Annotated in this window: 29 protein-coding genes, 1 tRNA gene and 1 other RNA gene; 17 read left to right on the forward strand and 14 right to left on the reverse strand. The window is 67.6% G+C overall.

The features are described 5' to 3' along the window. Nucleotides 1–13: 13 nt before the first annotated feature. Together rpsP and ffh are read right to left on the reverse strand one after the other, a co-directional pair. Entirely contained in the window at nt 14–457 is a 444-nt protein-coding gene (gene rpsP, locus ACFSGX_RS10315; protein ID WP_380929624.1) for a 30S ribosomal protein S16, read from the reverse strand. Nucleotides 458–639: 182 nt separating this feature from the next. After that, nucleotides 640–2,112: a signal recognition particle protein gene (gene ffh / locus ACFSGX_RS10320; RefSeq protein ID WP_380929626.1), complete on the reverse strand. Its 1,473-nt coding sequence runs from the start codon at nt 2,110–2,112 to the stop codon at nt 640–642. Between the two features lie 254 nt (nt 2,113–2,366). Here ffh and ACFSGX_RS10325 point away from each other — a divergent pair, with 254 nt between their 5' ends. The 4 genes from ACFSGX_RS10325 (at nt 2,367) to ACFSGX_RS10340 (ending at nt 6,402) form a co-directional block, all read left to right on the forward strand. After that, on the forward strand, nt 2,367–3,968 hold the full coding sequence (locus tag ACFSGX_RS10325) for a putative bifunctional diguanylate cyclase/phosphodiesterase (RefSeq protein ID WP_380929628.1): 1,602 nt from the start codon (nt 2,367–2,369) through the stop codon (nt 3,966–3,968). A 72-nt stretch (nt 3,969–4,040) separates the two neighbouring features. After that, the gene (gene dapF / locus ACFSGX_RS10330; protein ID WP_380929630.1) at nt 4,041–4,847 is read left to right on the forward strand and encodes a diaminopimelate epimerase; all 807 of its coding nucleotides are present in this window, start codon (nt 4,041–4,043) and stop codon (nt 4,845–4,847) included. Further along, nucleotides 4,844–5,794, forward strand: a complete 951-nt coding sequence (gene ftsY, locus ACFSGX_RS10335) for a signal recognition particle-docking protein FtsY (RefSeq protein ID WP_380929631.1) — start codon at nt 4,844–4,846, stop codon at nt 5,792–5,794. The genes dapF and ftsY overlap by 4 nt, the downstream gene beginning before the upstream one ends. After that, on the forward strand, nt 5,791–6,402 hold the full coding sequence (locus ACFSGX_RS10340; RefSeq protein WP_380929633.1) for a septation protein A: 612 nt from the start codon (nt 5,791–5,793) through the stop codon (nt 6,400–6,402). The genes ftsY and ACFSGX_RS10340 overlap by 4 nt, the downstream gene beginning before the upstream one ends. Before the next feature lie 25 nt (nt 6,403–6,427). On the opposite strand, the gene ACFSGX_RS10345 is transcribed toward ACFSGX_RS10340, so the two are convergent. From ACFSGX_RS10345 to pspF, 3 genes are all read right to left on the reverse strand, one after another. Then, entirely contained in the window at nt 6,428–6,694 is a 267-nt protein-coding gene (locus ACFSGX_RS10345; protein ID WP_380929635.1) for a hypothetical protein, read from the reverse strand. A gap of 144 nt (nt 6,695–6,838) precedes the next feature. Further along, on the reverse strand, nt 6,839–7,450 hold the full coding sequence (locus ACFSGX_RS10350; protein WP_380929637.1) for a superoxide dismutase: 612 nt from the start codon (nt 7,448–7,450) through the stop codon (nt 6,839–6,841). 80 nt (nt 7,451–7,530) lie between these two features. Next, nucleotides 7,531–8,553 (reverse strand): phage shock protein operon transcriptional activator, encoded by a 1,023-nt coding sequence (gene pspF, locus ACFSGX_RS10355; RefSeq protein WP_380929639.1) that lies wholly within the window; start codon nt 8,551–8,553, stop codon nt 7,531–7,533. A gap of 180 nt (nt 8,554–8,733) precedes the next feature. Here pspF and ACFSGX_RS10360 point away from each other — a divergent pair, with 180 nt between their 5' ends. From ACFSGX_RS10360 to ACFSGX_RS10400, 9 genes are all read left to right on the forward strand, one after another. Continuing rightward, nucleotides 8,734–8,871 (forward strand): hypothetical protein, encoded by a 138-nt coding sequence (locus ACFSGX_RS10360; protein ID WP_380929641.1) that lies wholly within the window; start codon nt 8,734–8,736, stop codon nt 8,869–8,871. 26 nt (nt 8,872–8,897) lie between these two features. Then, nucleotides 8,898–9,569 (forward strand): phage shock protein PspA, encoded by a 672-nt coding sequence (pspA, locus tag ACFSGX_RS10365; protein ID WP_380929643.1) that lies wholly within the window; start codon nt 8,898–8,900, stop codon nt 9,567–9,569. A gap of 4 nt (nt 9,570–9,573) precedes the next feature. After that, the gene (gene pspB / locus ACFSGX_RS10370; RefSeq protein ID WP_380930033.1) at nt 9,574–9,894 is read left to right on the forward strand and encodes an envelope stress response membrane protein PspB; all 321 of its coding nucleotides are present in this window, start codon (nt 9,574–9,576) and stop codon (nt 9,892–9,894) included. Nucleotides 9,895–9,930: 36 nt separating this feature from the next. After that, entirely contained in the window at nt 9,931–10,314 is a 384-nt protein-coding gene (gene pspC, locus ACFSGX_RS10375; protein WP_157175537.1) for an envelope stress response membrane protein PspC, read from the forward strand. Nucleotides 10,315–10,345: 31 nt separating this feature from the next. Then, nucleotides 10,346–10,639: a hypothetical protein gene (locus ACFSGX_RS10380; protein ID WP_380929645.1), complete on the forward strand. Its 294-nt coding sequence runs from the start codon at nt 10,346–10,348 to the stop codon at nt 10,637–10,639. A 65-nt stretch (nt 10,640–10,704) separates the two neighbouring features. Then, nucleotides 10,705–10,953 carry a hypothetical protein gene (locus ACFSGX_RS10385; protein ID WP_380930035.1) on the forward strand — a complete coding sequence of 83 codons (249 nt, stop codon included), beginning with the start codon at nt 10,705–10,707 and terminating at the stop codon, nt 10,951–10,953. Between the two features lie 46 nt (nt 10,954–10,999). Further along, entirely contained in the window at nt 11,000–11,257 is a 258-nt protein-coding gene (locus tag ACFSGX_RS10390) for a hypothetical protein (protein WP_380929647.1), read from the forward strand. 28 nt (nt 11,258–11,285) lie between these two features. After that, a complete protein-coding gene (locus ACFSGX_RS10395) occupies nt 11,286–11,519 on the forward strand; it encodes a hypothetical protein (protein WP_380929649.1) in 234 nt (77 codons plus the stop codon). Between the two features lie 50 nt (nt 11,520–11,569). After that, nucleotides 11,570–11,983, forward strand: a complete 414-nt coding sequence (locus tag ACFSGX_RS10400) for a SufE family protein (protein WP_380929651.1) — start codon at nt 11,570–11,572, stop codon at nt 11,981–11,983. Nucleotides 11,984–12,162: 179 nt separating this feature from the next. On the opposite strand, the gene ACFSGX_RS10405 is transcribed toward ACFSGX_RS10400, so the two are convergent. The 5 genes from ACFSGX_RS10405 to ACFSGX_RS10425 form a co-directional block, all read right to left on the reverse strand. Further along, entirely contained in the window at nt 12,163–12,513 is a 351-nt protein-coding gene (locus tag ACFSGX_RS10405; RefSeq protein ID WP_380929653.1) for a hypothetical protein, read from the reverse strand. Beyond that, on the reverse strand, nt 12,510–13,058 hold the full coding sequence (locus tag ACFSGX_RS10410) for a J domain-containing protein (RefSeq protein ID WP_380929655.1): 549 nt from the start codon (nt 13,056–13,058) through the stop codon (nt 12,510–12,512). Before ACFSGX_RS10410 ends, ACFSGX_RS10405 begins: the two co-directional genes overlap by 4 nt. A gap of 52 nt (nt 13,059–13,110) precedes the next feature. Then, an RNA gene (gene rnpB, locus ACFSGX_RS10415) (RNase P RNA component class A) lies at nt 13,111–13,481 on the reverse strand. 8 nt (nt 13,482–13,489) lie between these two features. Continuing rightward, nucleotides 13,490–14,185 (reverse strand): N-acetylmuramoyl-L-alanine amidase, encoded by a 696-nt coding sequence (locus ACFSGX_RS10420; protein WP_380929656.1) that lies wholly within the window; start codon nt 14,183–14,185, stop codon nt 13,490–13,492. 59 nt (nt 14,186–14,244) lie between these two features. After that, a complete protein-coding gene (locus tag ACFSGX_RS10425) occupies nt 14,245–15,057 on the reverse strand; it encodes a CheR family methyltransferase (RefSeq protein ID WP_380929657.1) in 813 nt (270 codons plus the stop codon). 130 nt (nt 15,058–15,187) lie between these two features. On the opposite strand from ACFSGX_RS10425, the gene ku reads away from it, so the two are divergent. Together ku and ligD are read left to right on the forward strand one after the other, a co-directional pair. Further along, nucleotides 15,188–16,090 carry a non-homologous end joining protein Ku gene (ku, locus tag ACFSGX_RS10430; protein ID WP_380929659.1) on the forward strand — a complete coding sequence of 301 codons (903 nt, stop codon included), beginning with the start codon at nt 15,188–15,190 and terminating at the stop codon, nt 16,088–16,090. A gap of 1 nt (nt 16,091) precedes the next feature. Beyond that, on the forward strand, nt 16,092–18,590 hold the full coding sequence (gene ligD / locus ACFSGX_RS10435) for a DNA ligase D (protein ID WP_380929661.1): 2,499 nt from the start codon (nt 16,092–16,094) through the stop codon (nt 18,588–18,590). Between the two features lie 4 nt (nt 18,591–18,594). Here ligD and ACFSGX_RS10440 read toward each other — a convergent pair whose 3' ends face one another. Next, nucleotides 18,595–18,819 carry a hypothetical protein gene (locus tag ACFSGX_RS10440; RefSeq protein ID WP_380929662.1) on the reverse strand — a complete coding sequence of 75 codons (225 nt, stop codon included), beginning with the start codon at nt 18,817–18,819 and terminating at the stop codon, nt 18,595–18,597. Nucleotides 18,820–18,838: 19 nt separating this feature from the next. Then, nucleotides 18,839–18,988, reverse strand: a complete 150-nt coding sequence (locus ACFSGX_RS10445) for a hypothetical protein (RefSeq protein ID WP_380929664.1) — start codon at nt 18,986–18,988, stop codon at nt 18,839–18,841. A gap of 140 nt (nt 18,989–19,128) precedes the next feature. On the opposite strand from ACFSGX_RS10445, the gene ACFSGX_RS10450 reads away from it, so the two are divergent. Further along, nucleotides 19,129–19,205: transfer RNA gene (locus tag ACFSGX_RS10450), tRNA-Pro, on the forward strand. 11 nt (nt 19,206–19,216) lie between these two features. Here the strand turns inward: ACFSGX_RS10450 and ACFSGX_RS10455 are convergent. Both ACFSGX_RS10455 and ACFSGX_RS10460 read right to left on the reverse strand, forming a co-directional pair. Further along, nucleotides 19,217–19,864 carry a histidine phosphotransferase family protein gene (locus ACFSGX_RS10455; protein WP_380929666.1) on the reverse strand — a complete coding sequence of 216 codons (648 nt, stop codon included), beginning with the start codon at nt 19,862–19,864 and terminating at the stop codon, nt 19,217–19,219. A 75-nt stretch (nt 19,865–19,939) separates the two neighbouring features. Next, the gene (locus ACFSGX_RS10460) at nt 19,940–20,335 is read right to left on the reverse strand and encodes a Mov34/MPN/PAD-1 family protein (protein WP_380929668.1); all 396 of its coding nucleotides are present in this window, start codon (nt 20,333–20,335) and stop codon (nt 19,940–19,942) included. 11 nt (nt 20,336–20,346) lie between these two features. Between ACFSGX_RS10460 and ACFSGX_RS10465 the strand changes: the two genes are divergently transcribed. Next, nucleotides 20,347–21,300 (forward strand): RluA family pseudouridine synthase, encoded by a 954-nt coding sequence (locus ACFSGX_RS10465; RefSeq protein ID WP_380929669.1) that lies wholly within the window; start codon nt 20,347–20,349, stop codon nt 21,298–21,300. The last annotated feature ends 37 nt before the right edge of the window (nt 21,301–21,337 follow it).

Below are 21,337 nucleotides of genomic sequence, written 5' to 3' on the forward strand. Positions count from 1 at the left end.
CGCCGCAGTCGGCTCAGGCCGCGGTTTCGACGTGCTCGGCACCTTCCGCCGGTGCGGCGTCGGATGCGCCCTCTGCCGGATCGGTCGCCGACTTGGCTTCGTTCGCGGCGGCCTCGGCGGCGGCGGCCTTCGTCGCACGCTCTTCGGCGCGCTCGACGGCCTTCTCGCCCGGCTTGCCCTTGTCCGGGTTGCTGCGCGCGGGGCGCTCCTTCACGCCGGCGACGTCCAGGAAGCGTGCGACGCGGTCGGTCGGCTGCGCGCCCATTGCCAGCCAGTGCTTGGCCCGCTCCGTGTCGAGGACGATGCGCTTCTCGTCGTCCTTGGCGAGCAGCGGGTTGTAGGTGCCGATCTTCTCGATGAAGCGGCCATCACGCGGCGCACGCGAATTGGCGACGACGATACGATAATAAGGACGCTTCTTGGCGCCACCGCGCGAAAGACGGATCGAAACGGACATACTGACTTCCTTCTTTGTGTTCTGACTAAACTAAACCGAAACTGAAAAGCGGGGCTTGCTCGCCCAATTCCCCCCCGGACCGTCACCCCGGCGAAGGCCGGGGTCTCGCTCCGTAACGGGCTACCCCTTCACCGAAGGGAGATCCCGGCTTCCGCCGGGATGACGGCCTGGGGCAACCAGGCTCACTTTTTCTTGAACCCATTGAACCCCGGCGGCAGGTTACCCGGACCGCCCAGCCCGGGCAGCCCACCCGGCATGCCGCCCGGCGCGCCGCCCATGCCCCCAGGCGCAAGGCCGCCCATGGCCGCACCCATGCCGCCCTTGCTGAACAGCGCGCCGAGCCCTTTCAGGCCGCCCATCTTGCGGATCTTCTTCATGGCGCTCGCCATGTCCTGATGCATCTTGAGCAGCTTGTTGACCTCCTGCACCGTGGTGCCGGAGCCCTTGGCGACGCGGATCTTGCGCTTGGCGTTGAGCAGCTCGGGCTTGGTGCGCTCCTTCATCGTCATCGACGAGATGATCGCATCCATCCGGACCAGCACCTTGTCGTCCGCCTGGCCGTTGGCCATCGCGTTCTTCACCTGCTTCACGCCGGGCAGCATCGCGGCGAGGCCGGAAAGCCCGCCCATCCGCTGCATCTGCGCCAGCTGCGCCCGCAGGTCGTTCAGGTCGAACTGGCCCTTCGCCATCTTGGCGGCGAGCGCCTCGGCCTCGTCTTCCTTGATCGTCTCGGCCGCACGCTCGACCAGCGACACGACGTCGCCCATGCCCAGGATGCGCCCGGCGACGCGCCCCGGATGGAACAGCTCGATCGCGTCGAGCTTCTCGCCCGTGCCGACGAACTTGATCGGCTTGCCCGTCACCGCGCGCATCGACAGCGCCGCACCGCCGCGCGCATCGCCGTCCATCCGGGTCAGCACGACACCGGTCAGCGGAACCTGATCCGAGAAATTCTTCGCGACGTTGACCGCGTCCTGACCGGTCAGTGCGTCGACGACCAGCAGGATCTCCTGCGGCTTCGAAATGTCGGCCACCGCCTTCATCTCGTCCATCAACGCCTGGTCGACGTGCAGGCGGCCCGCCGTGTCGAGCATCACGACGTCGAAACCCTGCAGCTTCGCGGCCTGGAGCGCGCGGCGAGCGATGTCGACCGGCTGCTGCCCCTCGACGATCGGCAGCGTCGCGACCGACGTCTGCGTGCCCAGCGTCGCCAACTGCTCCTGCGCGGCCGGCCGGTTGACGTCCAGCGACGCCATCATGACGCGCTTGCGACCGCGCTCGGTCAGCCGCTTGGCGATCTTGGCGGTCGTCGTCGTCTTGCCCGACCCCTGCAGGCCGACCATCATCACGACCGCGGGCGGCGCGACGTCCAGCTCCAGGTCGACCTGGTCGGACCCCAGCATCTCGACCAGCGCGTCGTTGACGATCTTGACGACCTGCTGACCCGGCGTGACCGACTTCAGCACATTCTGGCCGACCGCCTGCTCGGTCGCCTTCTCGACGAACTCGCGCACGACGGGCAGCGCCACGTCGGCTTCCAGTAGCGCGATCCGCACCTCGCGCATCGCCGCGCGCACGTCCGCCTCGGCCAGCGCACCGCGGCCGCGGAGCTTGTCGAACACACCGCTCAGGCGGTCGCTCAGGGTCTCGAACATTCGCTTCTCCCAAGGCCCCGCCCGGGCCAGTATGATGTCCCACCCGGGCCAACGCACAAAACGCCGGCGGGCGAAAACTCGCTGGCCGGCGGGCACCCTTGGAGGCTTGCACATCGGTTCCGGATGGAACCGTCGCTGGTCGCATAGCGCGCACCGCGCCGAAACGCAATGTTACGACCGAACGAGGTCCATATGAGCCCGGCCGTGGTCCTGTCTTAACCAGTCGTAAAGCGTCGCAATGCGACTATCGTCTTATGGCATTCCCGCTTCCCCGTTTCGCGCAGCGCCTTCGCACGGCCCCTGCCGCCGGTTCGACAGAGCCGTCCGCGACGGCGGGTCAGACCGTGATCGTCGTCGCGCTCTGGTTCATCGCGCTGCTCGCGGCACTCGGTTCGGAACTCCTGCCGGTCACGCTGTCGCCCGACCACTCGCGGCGCGTGCTGCAATGCGCGCTGCTTCTCAACATCGCGCTGACGCTGTTCGGGCTGGTCCGCCATCGCCGCCTGGTTGCCGAAAGCCGCAACTACCGCTCGCTGGAGGCGCGGGTTCAGACGCTCGCCTCGCGCGACCCGCTGACCGGCCTGCCGAACCGCCGGACGCTGGCCGAACTGGCGAGCAGCACGCGGATCACCGCGGCACAACGCGGCCTGTCGATCGCCGTCCTGACCATCAACCTCGACAATTTCCGCGCCGTGAACGAAGGCCGCGGGCATGCCGCCGGCGACGCCGTGCTCGTCGAATTCGGCGAGGCATTGACGCAGCTTATGCCGCCGTCCGCCACCGTCGCACGGCTGAGCGGTGACGAGTTCGCCTGCCTCATGACCTATGACGCCGCATACTCGTCGACCGTCGATACCGTCGTCGGCCACATCCTGGCGCGGCTGACCCGGCCGTTCGCGTTCGGCCGCGAATCGATCCACATCACCGCGTCGATCGGCATCGCCCGCACCGAACCGAGCGACGTCACGGTCGATCCTGCCATGCGCCGCGCCGACATCGCGCTGTCCGCGGTGAAGAAGTCCGGCGGCGCGTCGGCCTGCTGGTTCAACGCCGGCATGGGCCGCGAACTGGCCGCGCGCAACGCGGTCGAGGCTGGGCTGCGCACCGCGATCCCGGCCGGCCGGATCGTCCCCTATTACGAACAGCAGATCGATCTCGCCACCGGCCGCCTGATGGGGTTCGAGGTCCTGGCGCGCTGGGATCACCCGACCGACGGCATCCTGATGCCCGGCCTCTTCATCCCGATCGCCGAGGACGCCGGGCTAATTTCCGACCTGTCGATGTCGATCATGCGCCAGGCGTTCGAACATGCCGCCGGCTGGGATGCGGCGCTCAGCCTGTCGGTCAACATCAGCCCGGCGCAGCTGAAGGACCCGTGGCTGGCGGAGAAGATCCTGAAGCTGCTGATCGAAACCAGCTTTCCGCCGCAACGGCTGGAGATCGAGATCACCGAGACCTCGCTGTTCGACAATATGGCGCTCGCCCAATCGATCGTCGCGTCGCTCAAGAACCAGGGCGTCCGGGTGGCGCTCGACGATTTCGGGACCGGCTATTCCAGCCTCGCCCATCTGCGCGCGCTGCCATTCGATCGGATCAAGATCGACAAGAGCTTCGTCATGGCGATGAACGACGACCCGGAAAGCACCGCAATCGTCGAGGCGATCACGCGGCTCGGCCACAGCCTGTCCGTTCCGGTGACCGCGGAGGGCGTCGAGAGCGCCGCGATCGCCGACCGGCTGCGCGGGCTTGGCTGCCACCGCGCGCAGGGCTGGCATTATGGGCAACCGGTGGACGTGCAGCAGACCCGCCGCCTGCTCGCCGATCGCTCGCTGCTCGGCACCGCCCGCGCCGCCTGACCGCGGCCCGCCATCGATCTCGCCGCGGTCAAGCAAGTGGACTTCCCCGCCCCCCGCACCTAGATCGCCCGCATGACGATCCGCTTCACCAAGATGCACGGCCTGGGCAATGATTTCGTGGTGATCGACGGTCGCGGCGATACCATCGCACCGGACGCCGACACCGTCCGCGCGATCGCCGATCGCCGCACCGGCGTCGGTTGTGACCAGCTCATCCTGCTGTCCGACCACGCGCAAGCCGACTCGATCGCGATGCGCATCTTCAACGCCGACGGGTCCGAAGTGTCCGCCTGCGGCAACGCCACGCGCTGCGTCCCGGTGCTGCTCGGCCATAACGTCACCGTCGTCACCGCCGCCGGCCCACTGGTCGCGAAGCTGTCGGACGGCGGCGCCGCGGTCGACATGGGCGTCCCCGATTTCGCGTGGGACCGCATCCCGCTCGCCTACGCCATGGACACCGGATCGCTGCCGGTCGGGTGGGAGATGCTCGAAAACCCCGTCGCGCTGTCGGTCGGCAACCCGCACCTCGTCTTCTTCGTCGACGATATCGACGCCGTCCCGCTGGACCGGCTCGGCCCCCAGATCGAGCAGGACCCGCTGTTCCCCGAACGGATCAACGTCAACGTCGCCAGTATCACCGACCGCGGCCATGTCCGTATGCGGACCTGGGAACGCGGCGCCGGCCTGACGCGCGCCTGCGGGACCGGTGCCTGCGCCACCTTTGCCGCCGGCCGCCGCCGCGGGTTGCTTGACGCCACCGTCCGCCTGACGCTGCCGGGCGGCGATCTGACTCTGGCCGAAACCGATGGCCGCTTGTTGATGACGGGGGCGGCCGTCCGGGTCTTCGACGGCACCCTTTCCGGGGATTTCCACGCATGACCGAACCGACCTGGCACGAAAAGCTGATCGGCGGTTTCCGCCGCACGTCGGACAAGCTCGGCGACAATCTCTCCGGCCTGTTCACCAAGACGACACTCGATCACGAGACGCTCGACGAGATCGAGGAGGCGCTGATCGCGTCCGACCTCGGCCCCGCCACCGCCGCGAAGATCCGCGCGACGCTCGGTTCCGCGCGCTACGAACGCGGGCTGGACGAGGCCGGCGTGCGGCAGGTCGTGGCCGACGAGATCGCCGCGATCCTCGCCCCCGTCGCCAAGCCGCTCGAGATCGAGGCCTTCCCCCGCCCGCAGGTGATCCTGGTCATCGGCGTCAACGGATCGGGCAAGACCACCACGATCGCGAAACTCGCCCACCTGCTGCAGGAACAGGATTACGAGGTGATGCTGGTGGCCGGCGATACGTTCCGCGCCGCCGCGATCGGCCAGCTGAAGGTCTGGGCCGAACGGCTGGGCATCCCGATCATCTCCGGCAAAGAGGGCGGCGACGCGGCCAGCCTGGTGTTCGAAGGGGTGAAACAGGGCACTGCGCGCGGCACCGACGTGCTGATCGTCGACACCGCCGGCCGGCTCCAGAACAAGGCCGGGCTGATGGACGAACTGTCCAAGATCCGCCGTGTGCTCGGCCGCCTCAACCCCGCCGCGCCGCACGACGTCGTGCTCGTGCTAGACGCGACCACCGGCCAGAACGCGCTCAATCAGATCGAGGTCTTCGGCGCATCCGCCGGCGTCACCGGCCTGGTGATGACCAAGCTCGACGGCAGCGCGCGCGGCGGCACACTGGTCGCCGCGGCCGAGAAATACGGCATGCCGATCCACGCGATCGGGGTCGGCGAGACGATCGAGGACCTCCGCCCGTTCGATCCGCAGGAGGTGGCGCGCGCCATCGCCGGCGTCGAACGACTCGCCAGCTCGAAGAACCCGGCATGACCGACACGCCCGCCGCCAAGGAACGCGGCTCGCTCGTCGGCCTCGCGCTCGATTTCGGCCCGCTTGCGGTCTTCTTCCTGGCCAACCTGCTGACGAAGAACATCTTCGTCTCGACCCTGGTCTTCATGGTCGCGACCGCCGCCGCCATAATCGCCACACGCATCGTCCACGGCAAGGTGTCGCCGATGCTGGCGATCTCCGGCGTCATGGTGCTGGTGTTCGGCGGCCTCACCATCTGGCTGCACAGCGAAACCTTCATCAAGCTCAAGCCGACCATCTACTACGTCATCGTTGCCGCGATCCTGTTCTTCGGCCTCTGGACGAACCGCCCGACGCTGAAGGTCGTGCTGGGTGCCGCCTATCCGGGCTTAAGCGATCGCGGCTGGGCGCTGCTGTCGCGCAACTGGGCGTGGTTCTTCCTGGCGCTCGCCGCCGCCAACGAACTGGTCTGGCGCAACACCAGCACCGACTTCTGGCTCGGCTACAAACTCTGGGGCGCGATGCCGGCGACGATCCTGTTCGCGCTGGCGAACATCCCGCTGCTCCTGAAGCACGGCCTGGACATGAAAACGGCGGAATCGGACCCGCCGATTCCGCCGCAGGGCTGACGCGGATCGAAACCCGCGTCGTCACTTACCGCCGGTAATCGCGGCGGTCGTTCCGGTCGTGACGGTCATGCCGCTGACGGTCGTAACGCTGGCGGCCATAATGCCGGCCACGGTTGCGATACTGGTCGCGCCCGCGCCAGTTGCGGCGCTGCACATGATGGCCGGGCCGGTCGTAACGATCGCCTCGGTCGTAACGCTCGTGCCGCGGCTGCGCTTCGGCCTGCGCGGGGGCGACCACGGCGGCGGCCGGGATCATTGCGGCCAAGGCCATGATGAAGGTTTTGGTACGCATCGTGTCTCTCCCTGAATTGGTGAGACCCGTATGCGGCTGGCGATCTGAACGGCATCTGTTCGCACCTGTAGGGCGCCGTTCACATGCCCCAAGAAAAAGGGGCGGACCTCGCGGCCCGCCCCTTTCGTACTTGGTCGAGGAAGATCAGCCCTTGGCGGCGTCGTAACGCTGCCCGGCCTTGTCCCAGTCGACGACATCCCACCACGCCTTCAGATAATCCGGCCGGCGGTTGTTGTACTTCAGATAGTAGGCATGCTCCCACAGATCGTTGCCGATGATCGGCGTGCCCTTCACCTCGGCCACATCCATCAGCGGATTGTCCTGGTTCGGCGTCGAGGTGATCTTCAGCGCGCCGCTCTCGTCGACGATCAGCCACGCCCAGCCCGAACCGAACTGGCCGACGCCCGCCGCGTTGAACTTCGTCTTGAACTCGTCGACCGACCCGAACGTCTCTTCGATCGCGGACTTCAGCGCGCCGGATGGCTGCGCCCCACCCGCCTTCATCGTGTCCCAGAAGAAGATGTGGTTCCAGTAACCGCCGCCATTGTTGCGCACGGCCTTGGGATAGGCGGAGATGCCCGACACGATCTCCTCGATCGACTTGGACGCCAGCGCGTCGTCGGCGGCCACGGCCTCGTTCAGCTTGTCGGTATAGGCCTGGTGATGCTTGTCGTGATGCAGCTTCATCGTCTCCGCATCGATCGTCGGCTCGAGCGCCGCATAGTCATAGGGGAGCGGGGGAAGTTCGAACGCCATCGTCTGTCTCCTTGGACGGTTCCGTCGCGCTTCCTAACGCAGCATACGCCGGAACGATGCCCCCTTTATCGCAGCCCGGCTTACCCCAGCAACGCATGGCGTTTCAGGCAATGGCGCAGCTGGTCGTAACTCAGCCCCAGCGCCTTGGCGGTCGCACGCTGGTTGAACCGATGCTGCGCCATCGCCGCCTCGATGATCGCCTTCTCATACCCGTCCACCGCCCCGCGCAGGTCAGCCACGACCTCCACCGGCGGCGCAGGCGCCACGGCCGCCGTCGCGACCTCCTTCTGCACTTTCGGGATCGAACAGGCCTCGCGCCCCATCGGGGCCCAGGGTGATGCGAACGGATCGAACTGGATCGCATCCACCGCGCGTTCCGGATCGTCCCAGCGGTACACCGCGCGCTCCACCACGTTGCGCAACTCGCGGACATTGCCCGGCCACGGATGCGCCACCAGCGCCGCCATCCCCGCATCGGTAAAGCCCGGCCAGTGCGTCCAGCCCAGCTCCGCCGCCATCCGCCGCGCGAAATGCTCCGCCAGCACCGGCACGTCGCCCGTCCGCGCGCGCAGCGGCGGCAGCGTGATGACCTCGAACGACAACCGGTCGAGCAGATCGGCGCGGAACCGCCCCGCCTCGCACAGCGCCGGCAGATGCTCGTTCGTCGCCGCCACGATCCGCACGTCGACGCGGATCGCGCGGTTCGACCCGATCCGGTTCACCTCGCCATATTCCACCGCGCGCAACAGCCGCTCCTGCGCACCGGAACTCAGCGTCGCCAGCTCGTCCAGGAACAGCGTCCCGCCATGCGCTTCCTCGAACCGCCCTGGCCGCGCCTTGGTCGCGCCGGTAAACGCGCCCGCTTCATGCCCGAACAGCTCCGCCTCGATCAGCGTCTCGGGCAGCGCGGCACAGTTCAGCGTCACCAACGGCCCCGACCAGCGCTGCGAGAGGCGGTGCAGCCGCTCGGCGATCAGCTCCTTGCCGGTCCCGCGCTCGCCGATCACCAGCACCGGCCGATCGAGCGCCGCCGCCCGGCTCGCCCGCTCGACAGTATCGAGAAAGACCGACGATTCGCCGATGAAGCTGCTGGTCCGTTCCATGGCGAAAGATTGGCGTCATTTCCCAACCGTTCGCAAGCAGCTTTGCAGGACAGCCCCGCGCCGCCTCGCAAAACCCGCCTGCCAAGCCATTTCGACGAACTGGCACGCTCCATGCAGAGTACCCGGCATCACCGGCCATCAGCGCCGGGACATCAGTCCACCGGGTTCAGGGAGACGACCATGTTCCAGTCCGACCGTTACCATGTCATCCTATCCACGATCGGCGCCCTGCTGCTCTCCGCGACCTGCGTCGTGGCGGCGGTCGGCCCCGCCCGCGCCCCCGTTGACGCGGCGGGCACGACGGCGCTGCGCTACTGAACCCCTGTTTTCAAGGAAAACGCCAGATGGGCATATTCTCCCGCACCCGCGACATCATCGCCGCCAACATGACCGACATGCTCGACCGTGCCGAGGATCCGGCCAAGATGATCCGCATGATCATCCTTGAGATGGAAGAGACGCTGGTCGAGGTCCGCGCCTCCGCCGCGCGCACCATCGCCGACCAGAAGGAAATGCGCCGCCAGATGGGCAAGCTGGCCCAGGTCCAGGACAACTGGACCGAAAAGGCCGAGCTCGCGCTGTCGAAGGGCCGCGAGGACCTCGCCAAGGCCGCACTGGTCGAAAAGCGCAAGGCCACCGACCTGTCCGAACAGTTGGCAGCAGAGGTCGGCGTGCTCGAGGATGCGCTCCGCGCGTCCGAAGGCGACATCGCCAAGCTGCAGACCAAGCTGCGCGAGGCACGCAGCCGCCAGAACGCGATCTCCGCCCGGCTCGAAAGCGCCAACAACCGCGTCCGGATGCGGGAAATGTATGCCGGCCAGAAGACCGAGGACGCCTTCTCGCGGTTCGAGGTGCTCGAACGCCGCGTCGACTGGGCCGAGGGTCGCGCCGACGCGATGAGCCTGGGCGCGCCGCCCAAGTCGCTGGAGGAGGAGATCGCCGAACTGCGCTCGTCCGACGCGGTCGATGCCGAGCTGGAAGCCCTGAAGGCCCGCCAGCAAGCGCGGGAGAGCTGAGATGATGGAAGACGTCATGCTCCCGATCCTGATCGTCGGGATGCTCTTCATCGGCCTGCCCTGGCTCATCTTCCACTACATCACGCGGTGGAAACAGTCGGGCACGCTGACCGTCCAGGACGAAAACCTGATGGACGACCTGTACGAAACCGCACGGCGGCTCGACGACCGGCTAGCGACGATCGAACGGATCATCGCTGCCGACCACCCCGACTACCGCCTCGCCAGCCAGTCCGCGCCCGACCGCGACTTGCCGGGCCGCGACATGCCGGACCGCGATTACCGCCGCGAAGACCAGGACCCCATCGGCAGCCGCCGCCGCTAAGGCGCGCGCCGCACACCCCAGGAAAGGAAAACGCTCATGTCCGCCCGCCGCACCACCTTCTACCTCGACAAGCGCAACAAGAAGGCCATGGGCGTCTGCGCCGGCCTCGCCGACTATACCGGCCTCGACGTCACGCTGATCCGCGTCGGCACCGTCCTGCTCACCGTGTTCGCACTGGGGCCGCTCATGCCGATCGCCTATCTCGTGCTCGGCTGGATGGCGGACGACAAGCCGCGCGAATTCTACGGCGCCGACGCGCAGGAGGAGAAATTCTGGCAGCAGGTCCGCGCCAAGCCCAGTGCCTCGGTCCGCGACGTGCGCAGCCGGTTCCGCGACATCGACCGCCGCCTGGCCGACATCGAAACGCACGTGACCAGCCAGAACACCCGCCTCGCCAACGAAATCGACGCGCTGCGCTGAACCGCCAGATCCAAACGGGGGACCCACCGACATGCCGCTCAACACCATCCCACCCGCGCCGATGCCGCCCGAAGTCGGGTTCATCCTCGGGCTAATGCTGGGGATCATCGCGACCCTGCTCATCCAGGCTTACGGCCGCCGCAAGGCAAAAGGCGCGCAGGACTCGTCCGCGATCGATACCCAGCGCGCGGTGGAACTGCTGTCGCAGGAGAATGAGCGCCAGGCCGACCGGACACTCCGCCTTCAGGAACGGCTCGCCGTCCTCGAACGGATCGCTGTCGATCCGGCAACGCACACCGCCCGCGAAATCGAAGCGCTGCGCTGAACGCGCGCCGCAGGATATAGGAGGAAAAGCTGGAGAAAGAGATTTTCGTGATCGCCGTCATCGCGATGGCCATGGTCGCCTGGGTCGTGACCACCGCGATCCGCGCCAAGCACGGCTACCCGCTCACGGATGACTGGGGCAACACGATCGACCGCAGCCTGCCCGATGCGGAACGCCGGTTCGACCTGCTCGGCGGGGAGAATGAACGGCTGAAGGGTCAGGTCCTGCGGCTGGAAGAACGCATCGCCGTTCTGGAACGCATCGCGACCGACGAAGGTGCCCGTCTGGGCCGCGAGATCGACGCACTCCGCTAGTCTCGGGCACTAGGCGCCGGATCATAATTTGCAAAGGAATGAGACCATGGGTGGCGGACAGATGATGGTGGTCCTGATCGTCCTGATCGCGTGCATCGCCGGCGTGATGAAGGCGAAGTACCAGACGCGAAGCTCCGGTACCGACGCCGCAGCGCCGCAGGACCGGATCGACACGCAACTGCTGGCCGACGAGGTCCGCCGCCTGCGCGACCGGGTCGCCGTGCTCGAACGCATCGCCACCGACGGCGAAGGCCCGTCCAAACTCGACCGCGAGATCGAGGCGCTGCGCCTCAAGGATCGCTGAACCCCTCCCCTCTTCAGGAGCCGTCCCGATGAATGCCGATATGTCCATGTGGATCATCGCCGCTGTCGCCGCCCTTGCCGGCCTGGTCGTCATGACGCACGCTGCGCTGATCGGCTGGCGCGGCTGGCTCGACCTCCGCCGGCTGGAGATCGAGGGTCGCCGCGAAACCGCCGCTCCCTCTTCCGGCGCCCGCATCGAGCTCGCCGACCTGCGCGAACGGATCCGGAAGCTCGAAGCGATCGCCGCCGGGGTGGACCTTTAGTCCGGCGACAAGCCGTGGCCCTCGCCCGCCCGACCTGTTATCCGCGCCCCATGACCGCACCCGCCACCCTGTCCGAAGCGCTGGAGGAATATGATTTCCTCGAAGGCGACGACCGATACCGCATGCTGATCGACCTCGGCCGCGAACTCGCCCCGATGCCGGACGCGCTCAAGACCGACGCCACCCTCGTCCGCGGCTGCTCCGCCTCGGTCTGGGTCTACCCGACCGACCAGGACGGGCAGCTCCACTTCCTCGCGGACTCGAACGCCGCGATCACCAAGGGCATCATCGCGCTCGTCCTGCTCGCCGTCCAGGACCGCCCCGCCGCCGACATCGCCCGGACTGACATCGCCGCCGAACTCGCCCCCTTTGACCTGTCCCGCCAGCTGAGCTCGAACCGCACCCAGGGCATCCCCAACATGATCGCCCTGATCCGCGAAACGGCGGAACGCTACGCGGGCTGAGGCGACCCGTTCCCCCGCGGATGCGGGGGTCCAGCTAAGTCAAACAACGCACCACCTGAGACAAACTGGATCCCCGCGTCCGCGGGGATACGAAGAGGGTGCGAGAGCCTCCGCAAACACTCTACCCGAAGCACCGAAGTTCCCCGGCGAACGCCGGGGCCTAGGTGAAACCGTTACGTCTAGGCCCCGGCCTCCGCCGGGGAACGGTTCGTGGCGGATGCAGCAACCTCACCCCCAAACCCCAACCGCTCCACAACCTCCGCAACCTCAGTCCCAGCCTCGACCAGCAACCAGTCCCCCGGCCGCCGCCCATCGACCACCACCACAGCCCGCTTCGGACAAACCTTCAGGCAATCCACCTCGACCACGCCAACCGCAGCCTTCCGCCCCTTGCCCCCGCCCAGAGCCTTCCGCAAAAGCTTCGCCAACGACCGATCCCCATCGGCGCCGAACCCGCCATCCAGCTTGCGCGAACATTTCCGGCAGACCAGCACCGCCGCGGTCCAGTCCGCGCGCACATGGTCCTTCATCGCGTCGGCTTCGCCTGCGCCTGCTCACGCCGCTCGTCGGCGGCACGCAACACTTCGTACGCAGTCTGCACCGCCTGAAACCGCTCGGCGGCGGCTGGATCGTTCGGGTTCACATCCGGATGGTTCGCCTTCGCCAGCTTCCGCCAAGCCGTCTTAACCGCATCCGCCTCGACGTCCGGGTCCAGCCCCAGCACCTCCAGCGCGCGCAGTTCATCGCGCGACCGGCTGCCGTCGCCCGACCCGCCCCAGCCATAATGCGACGCCTCGGCATAACCCGACGCCGTGCCACGTTCCGCCTTCTCGCGTGCCGCCGCTTCCTCCGCCGACAATCCTTCGAAATAATTCCAGCCGCGGTTGTATTCGCCGGCATGTTCCTCGCAGAAATACCAGCGTTCCGGGCTGTTCGGGGACTTCGGCGCAGGTCGATCGCCGGGGCGCGTACAGCCGTCGCGGTCGCACATCCGGACCTGCGTGGCCCCGCGCTCTCCGCCATAGCTGCGCCAGCGGGGAAAGCCCCAGTCGTTCGATCGAGACGTTCCTGCCATGCCGCTAACCTAGGGCTGCACGGCCGCCGCCACCATGGCCGGGCCGGAATAAAGTGCCAGAGGGCCTGTAAGCCGGGTTCTGTCCACCACCGCCCGAAGGCGACGGATGGGCGACCATTCCTCTAGGACCACGGTTGCCCGCGGCCTCCAGCGACCAACCCGGACGACGGGGCGAAGCAGCCCATATGCCGTCCCTATTCGGTCTTGCTCCCGGTGGGGTTTGCCGTGCCGTTCCGGTTACCCGGTCCGCGGTGCGCTCTTACCGCACCGTTTCGCCCTGACCCGGCCGAAGCGCGGGCGGTCTGTTTTCTGTGGCACTGTCCCTAAGATCGCTCTCGCCGGGCGTTACCCGGCACCGTTGCTCCTTGGAGCCCGGACTTTCCTCCCGTGCACGGATGCACCGGCGGCCGCCCGGCCCTCTGACGCGGCCGCTATTGCGGCAACGCCGCGCCCGTGTCCAGCAGCAGCGCCAGCAGGATCGCGCGGCATTCCCCGTCCGCCACCCCGTCCACCGTCTCCGGCCGGAACCGCCGCTGGAACGCGCGCACCGCCGCCGGCCCGTCCGCCACGTCGTAGCCAAACCGTTCCAGCGCGACCAGAAACCCGCCCGGCGTCCAGTGCGGATCACGAAACGCCAGCTTCGGCCGCGCCACCGCCAGCCGGTGCCGTTCGAGCCGCCGCCAGTCGAACAACTCGCCCGGGTCCTCCTTGCGCGCCGGCGCGATATCGGAATGACCCACCACGTTCACGGGCGCGATCCCGTGCCGCGCGACGATCTCGGCGACCAGCGGCACCAGCCTGTCCATCTGCGCCGCCGGAAACGGGCGATAGCCAAACTCATGCCCCGGATTGACGATCTCGATCCCGATGCTAATCGCGTTGACGTCGACCGCCCCGCGCCAGAACGAGCGCCCCGCATGCCAGGCCCGATCCGCCTCGTCGACCAGTTGGTACAGCGTCCCGTCCTCGTCGAGCACATAATGGGCGGACACCTTCGCCTCCGGGTCGCAGAGCCGCGCGATCGCCGACTCAGCATCCCTCATGCCGGTATAGTGCAGCACCAGCATCGACACGTCCGCATCCCGCGCATCGAAATTGGGCGACGGGCGGCGGATCGGGTCTGGCATGGCATCGTCTCGCAATCACGGCGTCGGGTGCCCCTAGCATCCCGCCGCGCGCCGCGCCGTCAACCCTGCGACGCAGGAACCGGCCGCTGGAACCCATCGTCGGCCACGAACGCGGCGGACCCGGCCAGCGTCTCGCCCGCACCCAGCATAACGAACCCGTCCGGCGCGATCGCCCGGGCCAGCCGCTGCACCGCCCGCCGCCGCACGTCTCCGGCGAAACGGCTCAGCACATTGCGGCACAGGATGATGTCGAACGTCCCCGGCAGCGGCGCCGTGTCGAGCAGGCTGAGCGTGTGGAACCTGACGCTGTCCCGCAACGCCGCCCGCACCCGCCACCTATCCCCGTCACGCACGAACCACGCCGTCGCCCGCTGCGGTGACAAGCCGCGGCCGACCTCGAACTCGGAATACCGCCCCGCCCGCGCCTGCTCGATCGCCCCGCGCGACACGTCGGTCGCGACGATATCGACCTGCCAGCCGTCCAGCCCGGCATTCTCCGCCAGCGCTATCGCGACCGAATAGGCCTCCTGCCCCGTCGAACAGCCCGCGGACCAGATGCGCAGCGCGCGGTCCGGCCGCGCCGCCATCACCCGCGGCACCACATTATCGCTCAGTTGGCCAAAGCAGTCCGGATCGCGAAAGAAACTCGTCTCGCCGTTCAGCAGCGCTTCGATCACCGCGTCGGACAACGCCGGATCGCGACCGCCCGCCACCGCCGCCGCCACCGCATCCGCACTGCCGAACCCGTGCGCGCGGACCAACGTGTCGAGCGCAACCTCCAGCCGTCCCTGCTCCGCGGGCGGCAGCAACTGCCCCGTCCGCTGTTCCAAAATGCCCGCGAACATCCGTGCGCTGGCTGGACTTATCTCCATGAGGCGATCCCTTCCTCGAATCTCTCTCAGGCTTGGCAGCGTCCGGTTAAGGTCGCGTTAGCCCGCAAAGGAACCGCGGCGTCATCCGCGAATTGAGTCGCCACTGGAACGAGATAGGGGGAACGGGACGATGGCCGCACGCGCCTATTGGCAGGGTCAGATCAGGCTCGCACTCGTCTCGATCCCGGTCGAGATCTTCTCCGCTACGAAAAGCGGCGCGACCGTCGCGTTCCACCAGATCCACGAACCGTCGGGCAAGCGGATCAAGTACGAGAAAGTCGTGCCCGGCATCGGCCCGGTCGACACCGACGAGATCCTCAAGGGCTTCGAGTATAAGAAGGGCGAATATGTCCTGCTCGACGAGGAGGAGATCGAGGGCGTCAAGCTCGAGTCCAAGAAGACGCTCGAACTGACCCAGTTCGTCGACGCGCACGAGATCGACGCGATCTATTTCGACAAACCCTATTATGTCGTCCCCGCCGACGACCTCGCGGAGGAAGCCTTCATCGTGCTGCGCGAGGCGTTGCGCGCCCGCAAGAAGGTCGGCCTCGGTCAGCTCGCGATGCGCGGCCGCGAATATGTCATCAGCCTGAAGCCCTGCGGTCGCGGCCTAGTGCTCGAAACGCTGCGCTACACGGACGAAGTGAACAAGGCCGCCTCCTACTTCCGCGACATCGACGATGCCAAGCCCGACGCCGACCTGCTCGACCTCGCCACCACGCTGATCGACAAGAAGACGGCACCGTTCGACGCGACCGAGTTCCACAACCGCTATGTCGATGCGCTCCGCGACCTGATCGAGCGAAAGAAGGAGAGCAAGGAGACCCGCATCGTCGAGGAGCCCGAGGACGCCGCGGCGCCCAAGGGCAGCAACGTCGTCGATCTCATGGCCGCACTGAAGAAGTCGCTCGACCGCAGCGGTGGCAGCGCGAAGCCCGCCGCCAAGAAGGCCCCCGCGAAGAAGGCCGCGGCAAAGGACGATGCGGACGACGAAAAGCCGGCGCGCAAGGCGCCCGCCCGCAAACGCGCCTGATATGGCCGCCAAGCCCGATCCGCTGACGTCCTACAACGCGAAGCGCGACTTCGCGAAGACGCAGGAACCCAAGGGCAAGGTCGCCCGGTCGAAGGCCGACCAAGATCGGACCTTCATGGTCCAGAAACACGACGCGACCCGGCTGCACTTCGACTTCCGCCTCGAACTCGACGGCGTCCTGAAAAGCTGGGCGGTCACTCGCGGCCCCAGCCTCGACCCCGCCGACAAGCGGCTCGCCGTCCGGACCGAGGACCACCCGATGTCCTACGCCACGTTCGAGGGCACGATCCCGGCCGGCGAATATGGCGGCGGCACCGTCATGCTGTGGGACCGCGGCACCTGGGCGTCGATCCCCGGCAAGGACCCGTCCAAGACGATCGAGGAGGGCCACCTCCACTTCACCCTCGCCGGCGAACGCATGCAGGGCGAATGGCTGCTCGTCCGCATGAAGCCCCGCGGGCGCGAAACGCGCGAGAACTGGCTGCTCCGCAAGGTCGAGGACGCCGCCGCCGATCCCGCCCGTGATCTCGTCGCCACCGAACTCACCAGCGTCGACACCGGCCGCACCATGGCCGAGATCGCGGCAAAGGCCGGCGCCCCCGTCGTCGAACCCACGAAGAAGCCCGCCGCCAAACCCGCCAAGGCAAAACGCAAACCCGCCGCGACCAAACCGTCCGGCCCCCCACCCGCCTTCCGCCCCGTCCAGCTCGCCACGCTGGTCGATGCGATCCCGGCCGGCAAAGGCTGGCTGCACGAAGTCAAATATGACGGCTACCGCGCGCTGATTGCGGTCGGCGACGGGCAGGCCAAGGCGTTCACCCGCACCGGGCTCGACTGGTCGGATCGCTTCACCACCATTGTCACCGCCGCCGCCAAGCTGCCCGGCACCGCGCTGATCGACGGCGAGATCGTCGTGCTCGACAAGGACGGCAAACCCAGTTTCCAGGCGCTCCAGGCCGCGTTGAAGGACGGCGGAGCAACGCTCTCCTTCTTCGCTTTCGACCTGCTCGAACGCGACGGCCGCGTCCTCACCGGCGAGTCCAACCTCGACCGCAAGACCGCGCTCGCTGACCTGCTCGACGGGATCGAACCGCCGATCCACTATGCCGATCACATGCTGACCGGGGGCGAGGCGCTGTTCGGGAGCCTCTGCAGCGCGGGATACGAAGGCGTCATCTCCAAACGCGCCGACGCCCCCTATCGCGGCGCGCGGTCGCAGGCGTGGCTCAAGATCAAATGCACGCAGCGCCAGGAATTCGTGATCGTCGGCTGGCTGCCCAGCGACAAGACGCGCGGGTTCAAATCGCTCCTGCTCGGCGTCCACGGCGGGGACGGATTACGCTACGCGGGCAAGGTCGGCACGGGTTTCGACACCGCCGGCATGGCGGCGCTGCTGGCGCAACTCGCCCCGCTCGAACGCAAGACCGCCACGGTCGACGCCCCCAAGGCGGCCGTCCGCGGCGCGCACTGGGTCACGCCGAAACTGGTCGCCGAGGTCGCATTCGCCGAAGTCACCGGCGACGGCGTCCTGCGCCACTCCAGCTTCATCGGCCTCCGCGAGGACAAGGCCGCCGCTGATGTGGTCGAGGAGGCTCCGCAACCGCTGAAGCCCGTGAAACCCGCCGCGGACGACAAGCCGGCCGGAATCACGCTCACCAACGCCGACCGCGTCATCTTCCCCGAATCGAACATCACCAAGGGTCAGCTCGCGGCCTATTACGCCGCTCTCGCCGACCCCATGCTTGCCTTCACCGCCCGCCGCCCGGTCAGCCTCGTCCGCTGTCCGCAGGGCCGTGCGAAACACTGCTTCTTCCAGAAACACGACGCCGGCACGTTCGGCGACCATGTCCGCCACGTCCCGATCCCGGAGAAGGACGGCGGCACCGAGGACTATCTCTACGTCGAAGACGCCGCCGGCCTCGTCGCCTGCGTTCAGATGGGCGCGATCGAGTTCCACGGCTGGGGCTCGCCCGTCGACTCGCTGGAAGCTCCCGACCGGCTGGTGTTCGATCTGGACCCCGACGAAGGGCTCGACTTTGCGGACGTCCGCGCGGCGGCCCTCACGGTGCGCGACACGCTCGCCGACCTGGGCCTCGCGACTTGGCCGCTGCTGTCCGGCGGCAAGGGCATCCACGTCGTCGCCCCACTCGATGCGTCCGTCGAATGGCCCGCGGTCAAGGACTTCGCCGACCGGTTGGCCCGCGCGCTGGCGCAGGCCCATCCCAAACGCTTCACCGCAAACATGAAGAAGTCCGAACGCACCGGCCGGATCTTTCTCGACTGGCTCCGCAACCAGCGCGGCGCCACCGCGATCCTGCCCTACGCCGTCCGTGCCCGCCCGAACGCTCCGGTCGCCGCGCCCATCACCTGGGACGAACTCGACACGATCGAAACCGCAGCAAAGTACACGATCGCGGATGCCGACACATTGTTGGAACGGGCGGCCTCACCCGCGCTGGCAAACTGGTGCGTCGCGGATCAGGCTTTGCCCGACGCCTGACGGTTCAGTCCAGCGCCAGTTCCGACCCCTCGCGCCCGAACGTCCGCTGCAGGAACGCTGCAATATCGCCGCCGGCCGCCGCGCGAACCTCGGCCGCCGGGATGCCGTTCTGCCGCGCGTCCGCTTCCCACTGTTCCGCCAGCATCGCGGCGTCGGCATCGGTCAGCGGCGGATGGTGATCCTGCTGCGTCGTCCAGACATCCAGAAATTCTTTTGCTGCGCCCGACATCACGTCCCCCCGTTACCCATCAACCCAGTTCGTCTTCGTCCGAACGCTGGTCCTTCTCGACACTTCGGGCCGCCAGCACCGATCGAATCGCCCACAAGGCGATGAGCACGAGCGGTACGACGATCACGACGTAACCGAGTATCGGGGTGGAGCCTGTCATTTCAATCATGCCCCTTCAACCCCCCATCCACCCGCATGTTTCCCTGCTCGCGACTTGTCGGAGCAATTAGTCGCGGGATGAGCGATCGACGCCCTGCCCCAACGTTTCGCTTGCGCCGCAAAGGCAGGTGCGCCTAGGGGAACGGCAGTCGGGGAGTGGCGCAGCCTGGTAGCGCATCTGGTTTGGGACCAGAGGGTCGCAGGTTCGAATCCTGTCTCCCCGACCATTATGATCCGATCAGCCGGCGGCGCCGGCGGCAACCGGGATCTGCGCCCCGAGCATCAGCACACCGTCTGCGCCGTCGGATGCCTGAACCTGCCCGCCCATCTCGGCGGCCAGCGCATGGACCAGCCACGCCGCCGCCGCCCGCGGGGTCACCGTCTCCGGATCCGCCCCACCCAGCAGCGCGGTGCGCAGTTCGGGGTCGAGCACCAGCCGCGGCCCTTCCGCGCGCACCACGATCTCGCCGGCTTCCGCGCCGATATCCAGCCGCCCGCCGCGGACCAGCGCATCGCCCGCGATCAGCGCGAGGTTCAGCAGGATCTTCATCGCGCCCTTTGGCATCGCCGGGTCCGACACCATCCAGCCGAGCTGGATCCGGCGATCCTGCCCGAACAGCCCCTCGATCGCGGACCGCGCCTCGCGTGTGTCGACCGCATCGCCGAACCCGCCGGCCGCCCCGAACGCCAAACGAAAGAACTTCAGCTTGTTCGCCGATGCCCGCGCGCTTTCCGCCAGCAGTTCCAGGCAGCGCGCCCGCATCTCCGGATCATGCTCGTCGGCCAACAGCTCGATCCCGTTGTTCAGTGCGCCCACCGGGCTCAGCAGGTCGTGGCACAGGCGCGAACAAAGCAGACTGGCAAAATCGATCGAGCTGCGGGACATAGGCTGGATTTCCTGGGTCGGGCCTGCGCGAAGCGGCCTTGAAGCTGCTTGTATTGACGCGCGATGCGCCAATGTTCAAGTTTGCGCCACCGCACATTCGGTGAACGCGCCGTCCGGTCCGCTCAGGTACAACCGCGCGTCCGTTCCCGCCAGAATGAGCCAGAACTGGCCCGGTTCCGCCCCGGCCCGGTCGCGCGCCGACGGCGTGGCACTCCCCCGCGGATGCGAATGGTAACAGCCGACCACCTCAGGACCGCCAGCCCGCGCCGCGCGATACGCCGCGAACAGTGCCGCCGGATCGATCTCGAACGTCGTCTCCGGAACCGCCGCTACGTTCGCCGCGACGCCATATCCATCGATCCGACCGGCCGCGCCGTACAGGATACCGCACACCTCGCGATCCGGGTCCGCCGCGGCCAGTGTGGTCAGTTCGGCGATCAGCCCTGTTGCTATTTCGACACGCATTGCCATTTGGTACCGCAATGGACGCGGGGGTGTCGACTTTGGAAGCGGTCCTGTCCGCGGAGCATCACGGCTGGCGGCTGGACCGTGCGCTGGCGGCCGTGCTGACGACATTGTCCCGCGAACGGCTGAAGGCGCTGATCTCCTCCGGACAGGTGAGCGTCGGCGAGACCCTCTCCCGCGACCCGGCGCTGAAGGTCGCCGCCGGCCAGGTCTACCGCGTCACGATCCCCGCCCCGACGCCCGCGCACAACATCGCGCAGGATATCCCGCTGGTCATCGCCTACGAGGACGACCACCTGATCGTCGTCGATAAACCGGCGGGCCTTGTCGTCCATCCCGCCGCGGGCAATTACGACGGCACGCTGGTCAACGCGCTGCTCCACCACTGCCGCGGCACGCTGTCCGGCATCGGCGGCGTCGAGCGGCCCGGCATCGTCCACCGCATCGACAAGGATACATCGGGGCTGATCGTCGCGGCCAAGACCGATCCGGCGCACGAGGGCCTCGCCGCGCAGTTCCGTCGGCACAGCGTCGACCGCCGCTACCGCGCCATCGTCGCCGGCATCCCGCGCCACCTGAACGGTACGGTCGATGCCGCCCTCGCCCGGTCCGCCACGAACCGCCAGAAGATCGCGATCGTCGATGGGGACCGCGGCCGGCACGCGATCACCCACTGGTCGCTGCTTACACGGTTGAACCGCGCGGCACTGATCGAATGCCGCCTAGAAACCGGCCGTACGCACCAGGTCCGTGTCCATATGGCGTCGCTCGGTCACCCCCTGCTGGGCGATCAGACTTATGGAAAGAACCGTCCTGAACATATGGCGTTGCTGACGCGTTTGGGTTTCGAGAGGCAGGCGCTCCATGCCCAGACGCTCGGGTTCATCCATCCGGTGACCAATGAGTTTCTGACGTTTGAAAGCGACATTCCACCCGACATGCAGCAATTGTTCAGCGAACTTTCTGTATGACGGGCCCAAAGGTCGCCCACGGAAACATCCGGCCGAC

Source organism: Sphingomonas arantia (assembly GCF_042682045.1).
Classification (GTDB): Bacteria; Pseudomonadota; Alphaproteobacteria; order Sphingomonadales; family Sphingomonadaceae; genus Sphingomonas_R; species Sphingomonas_R arantia.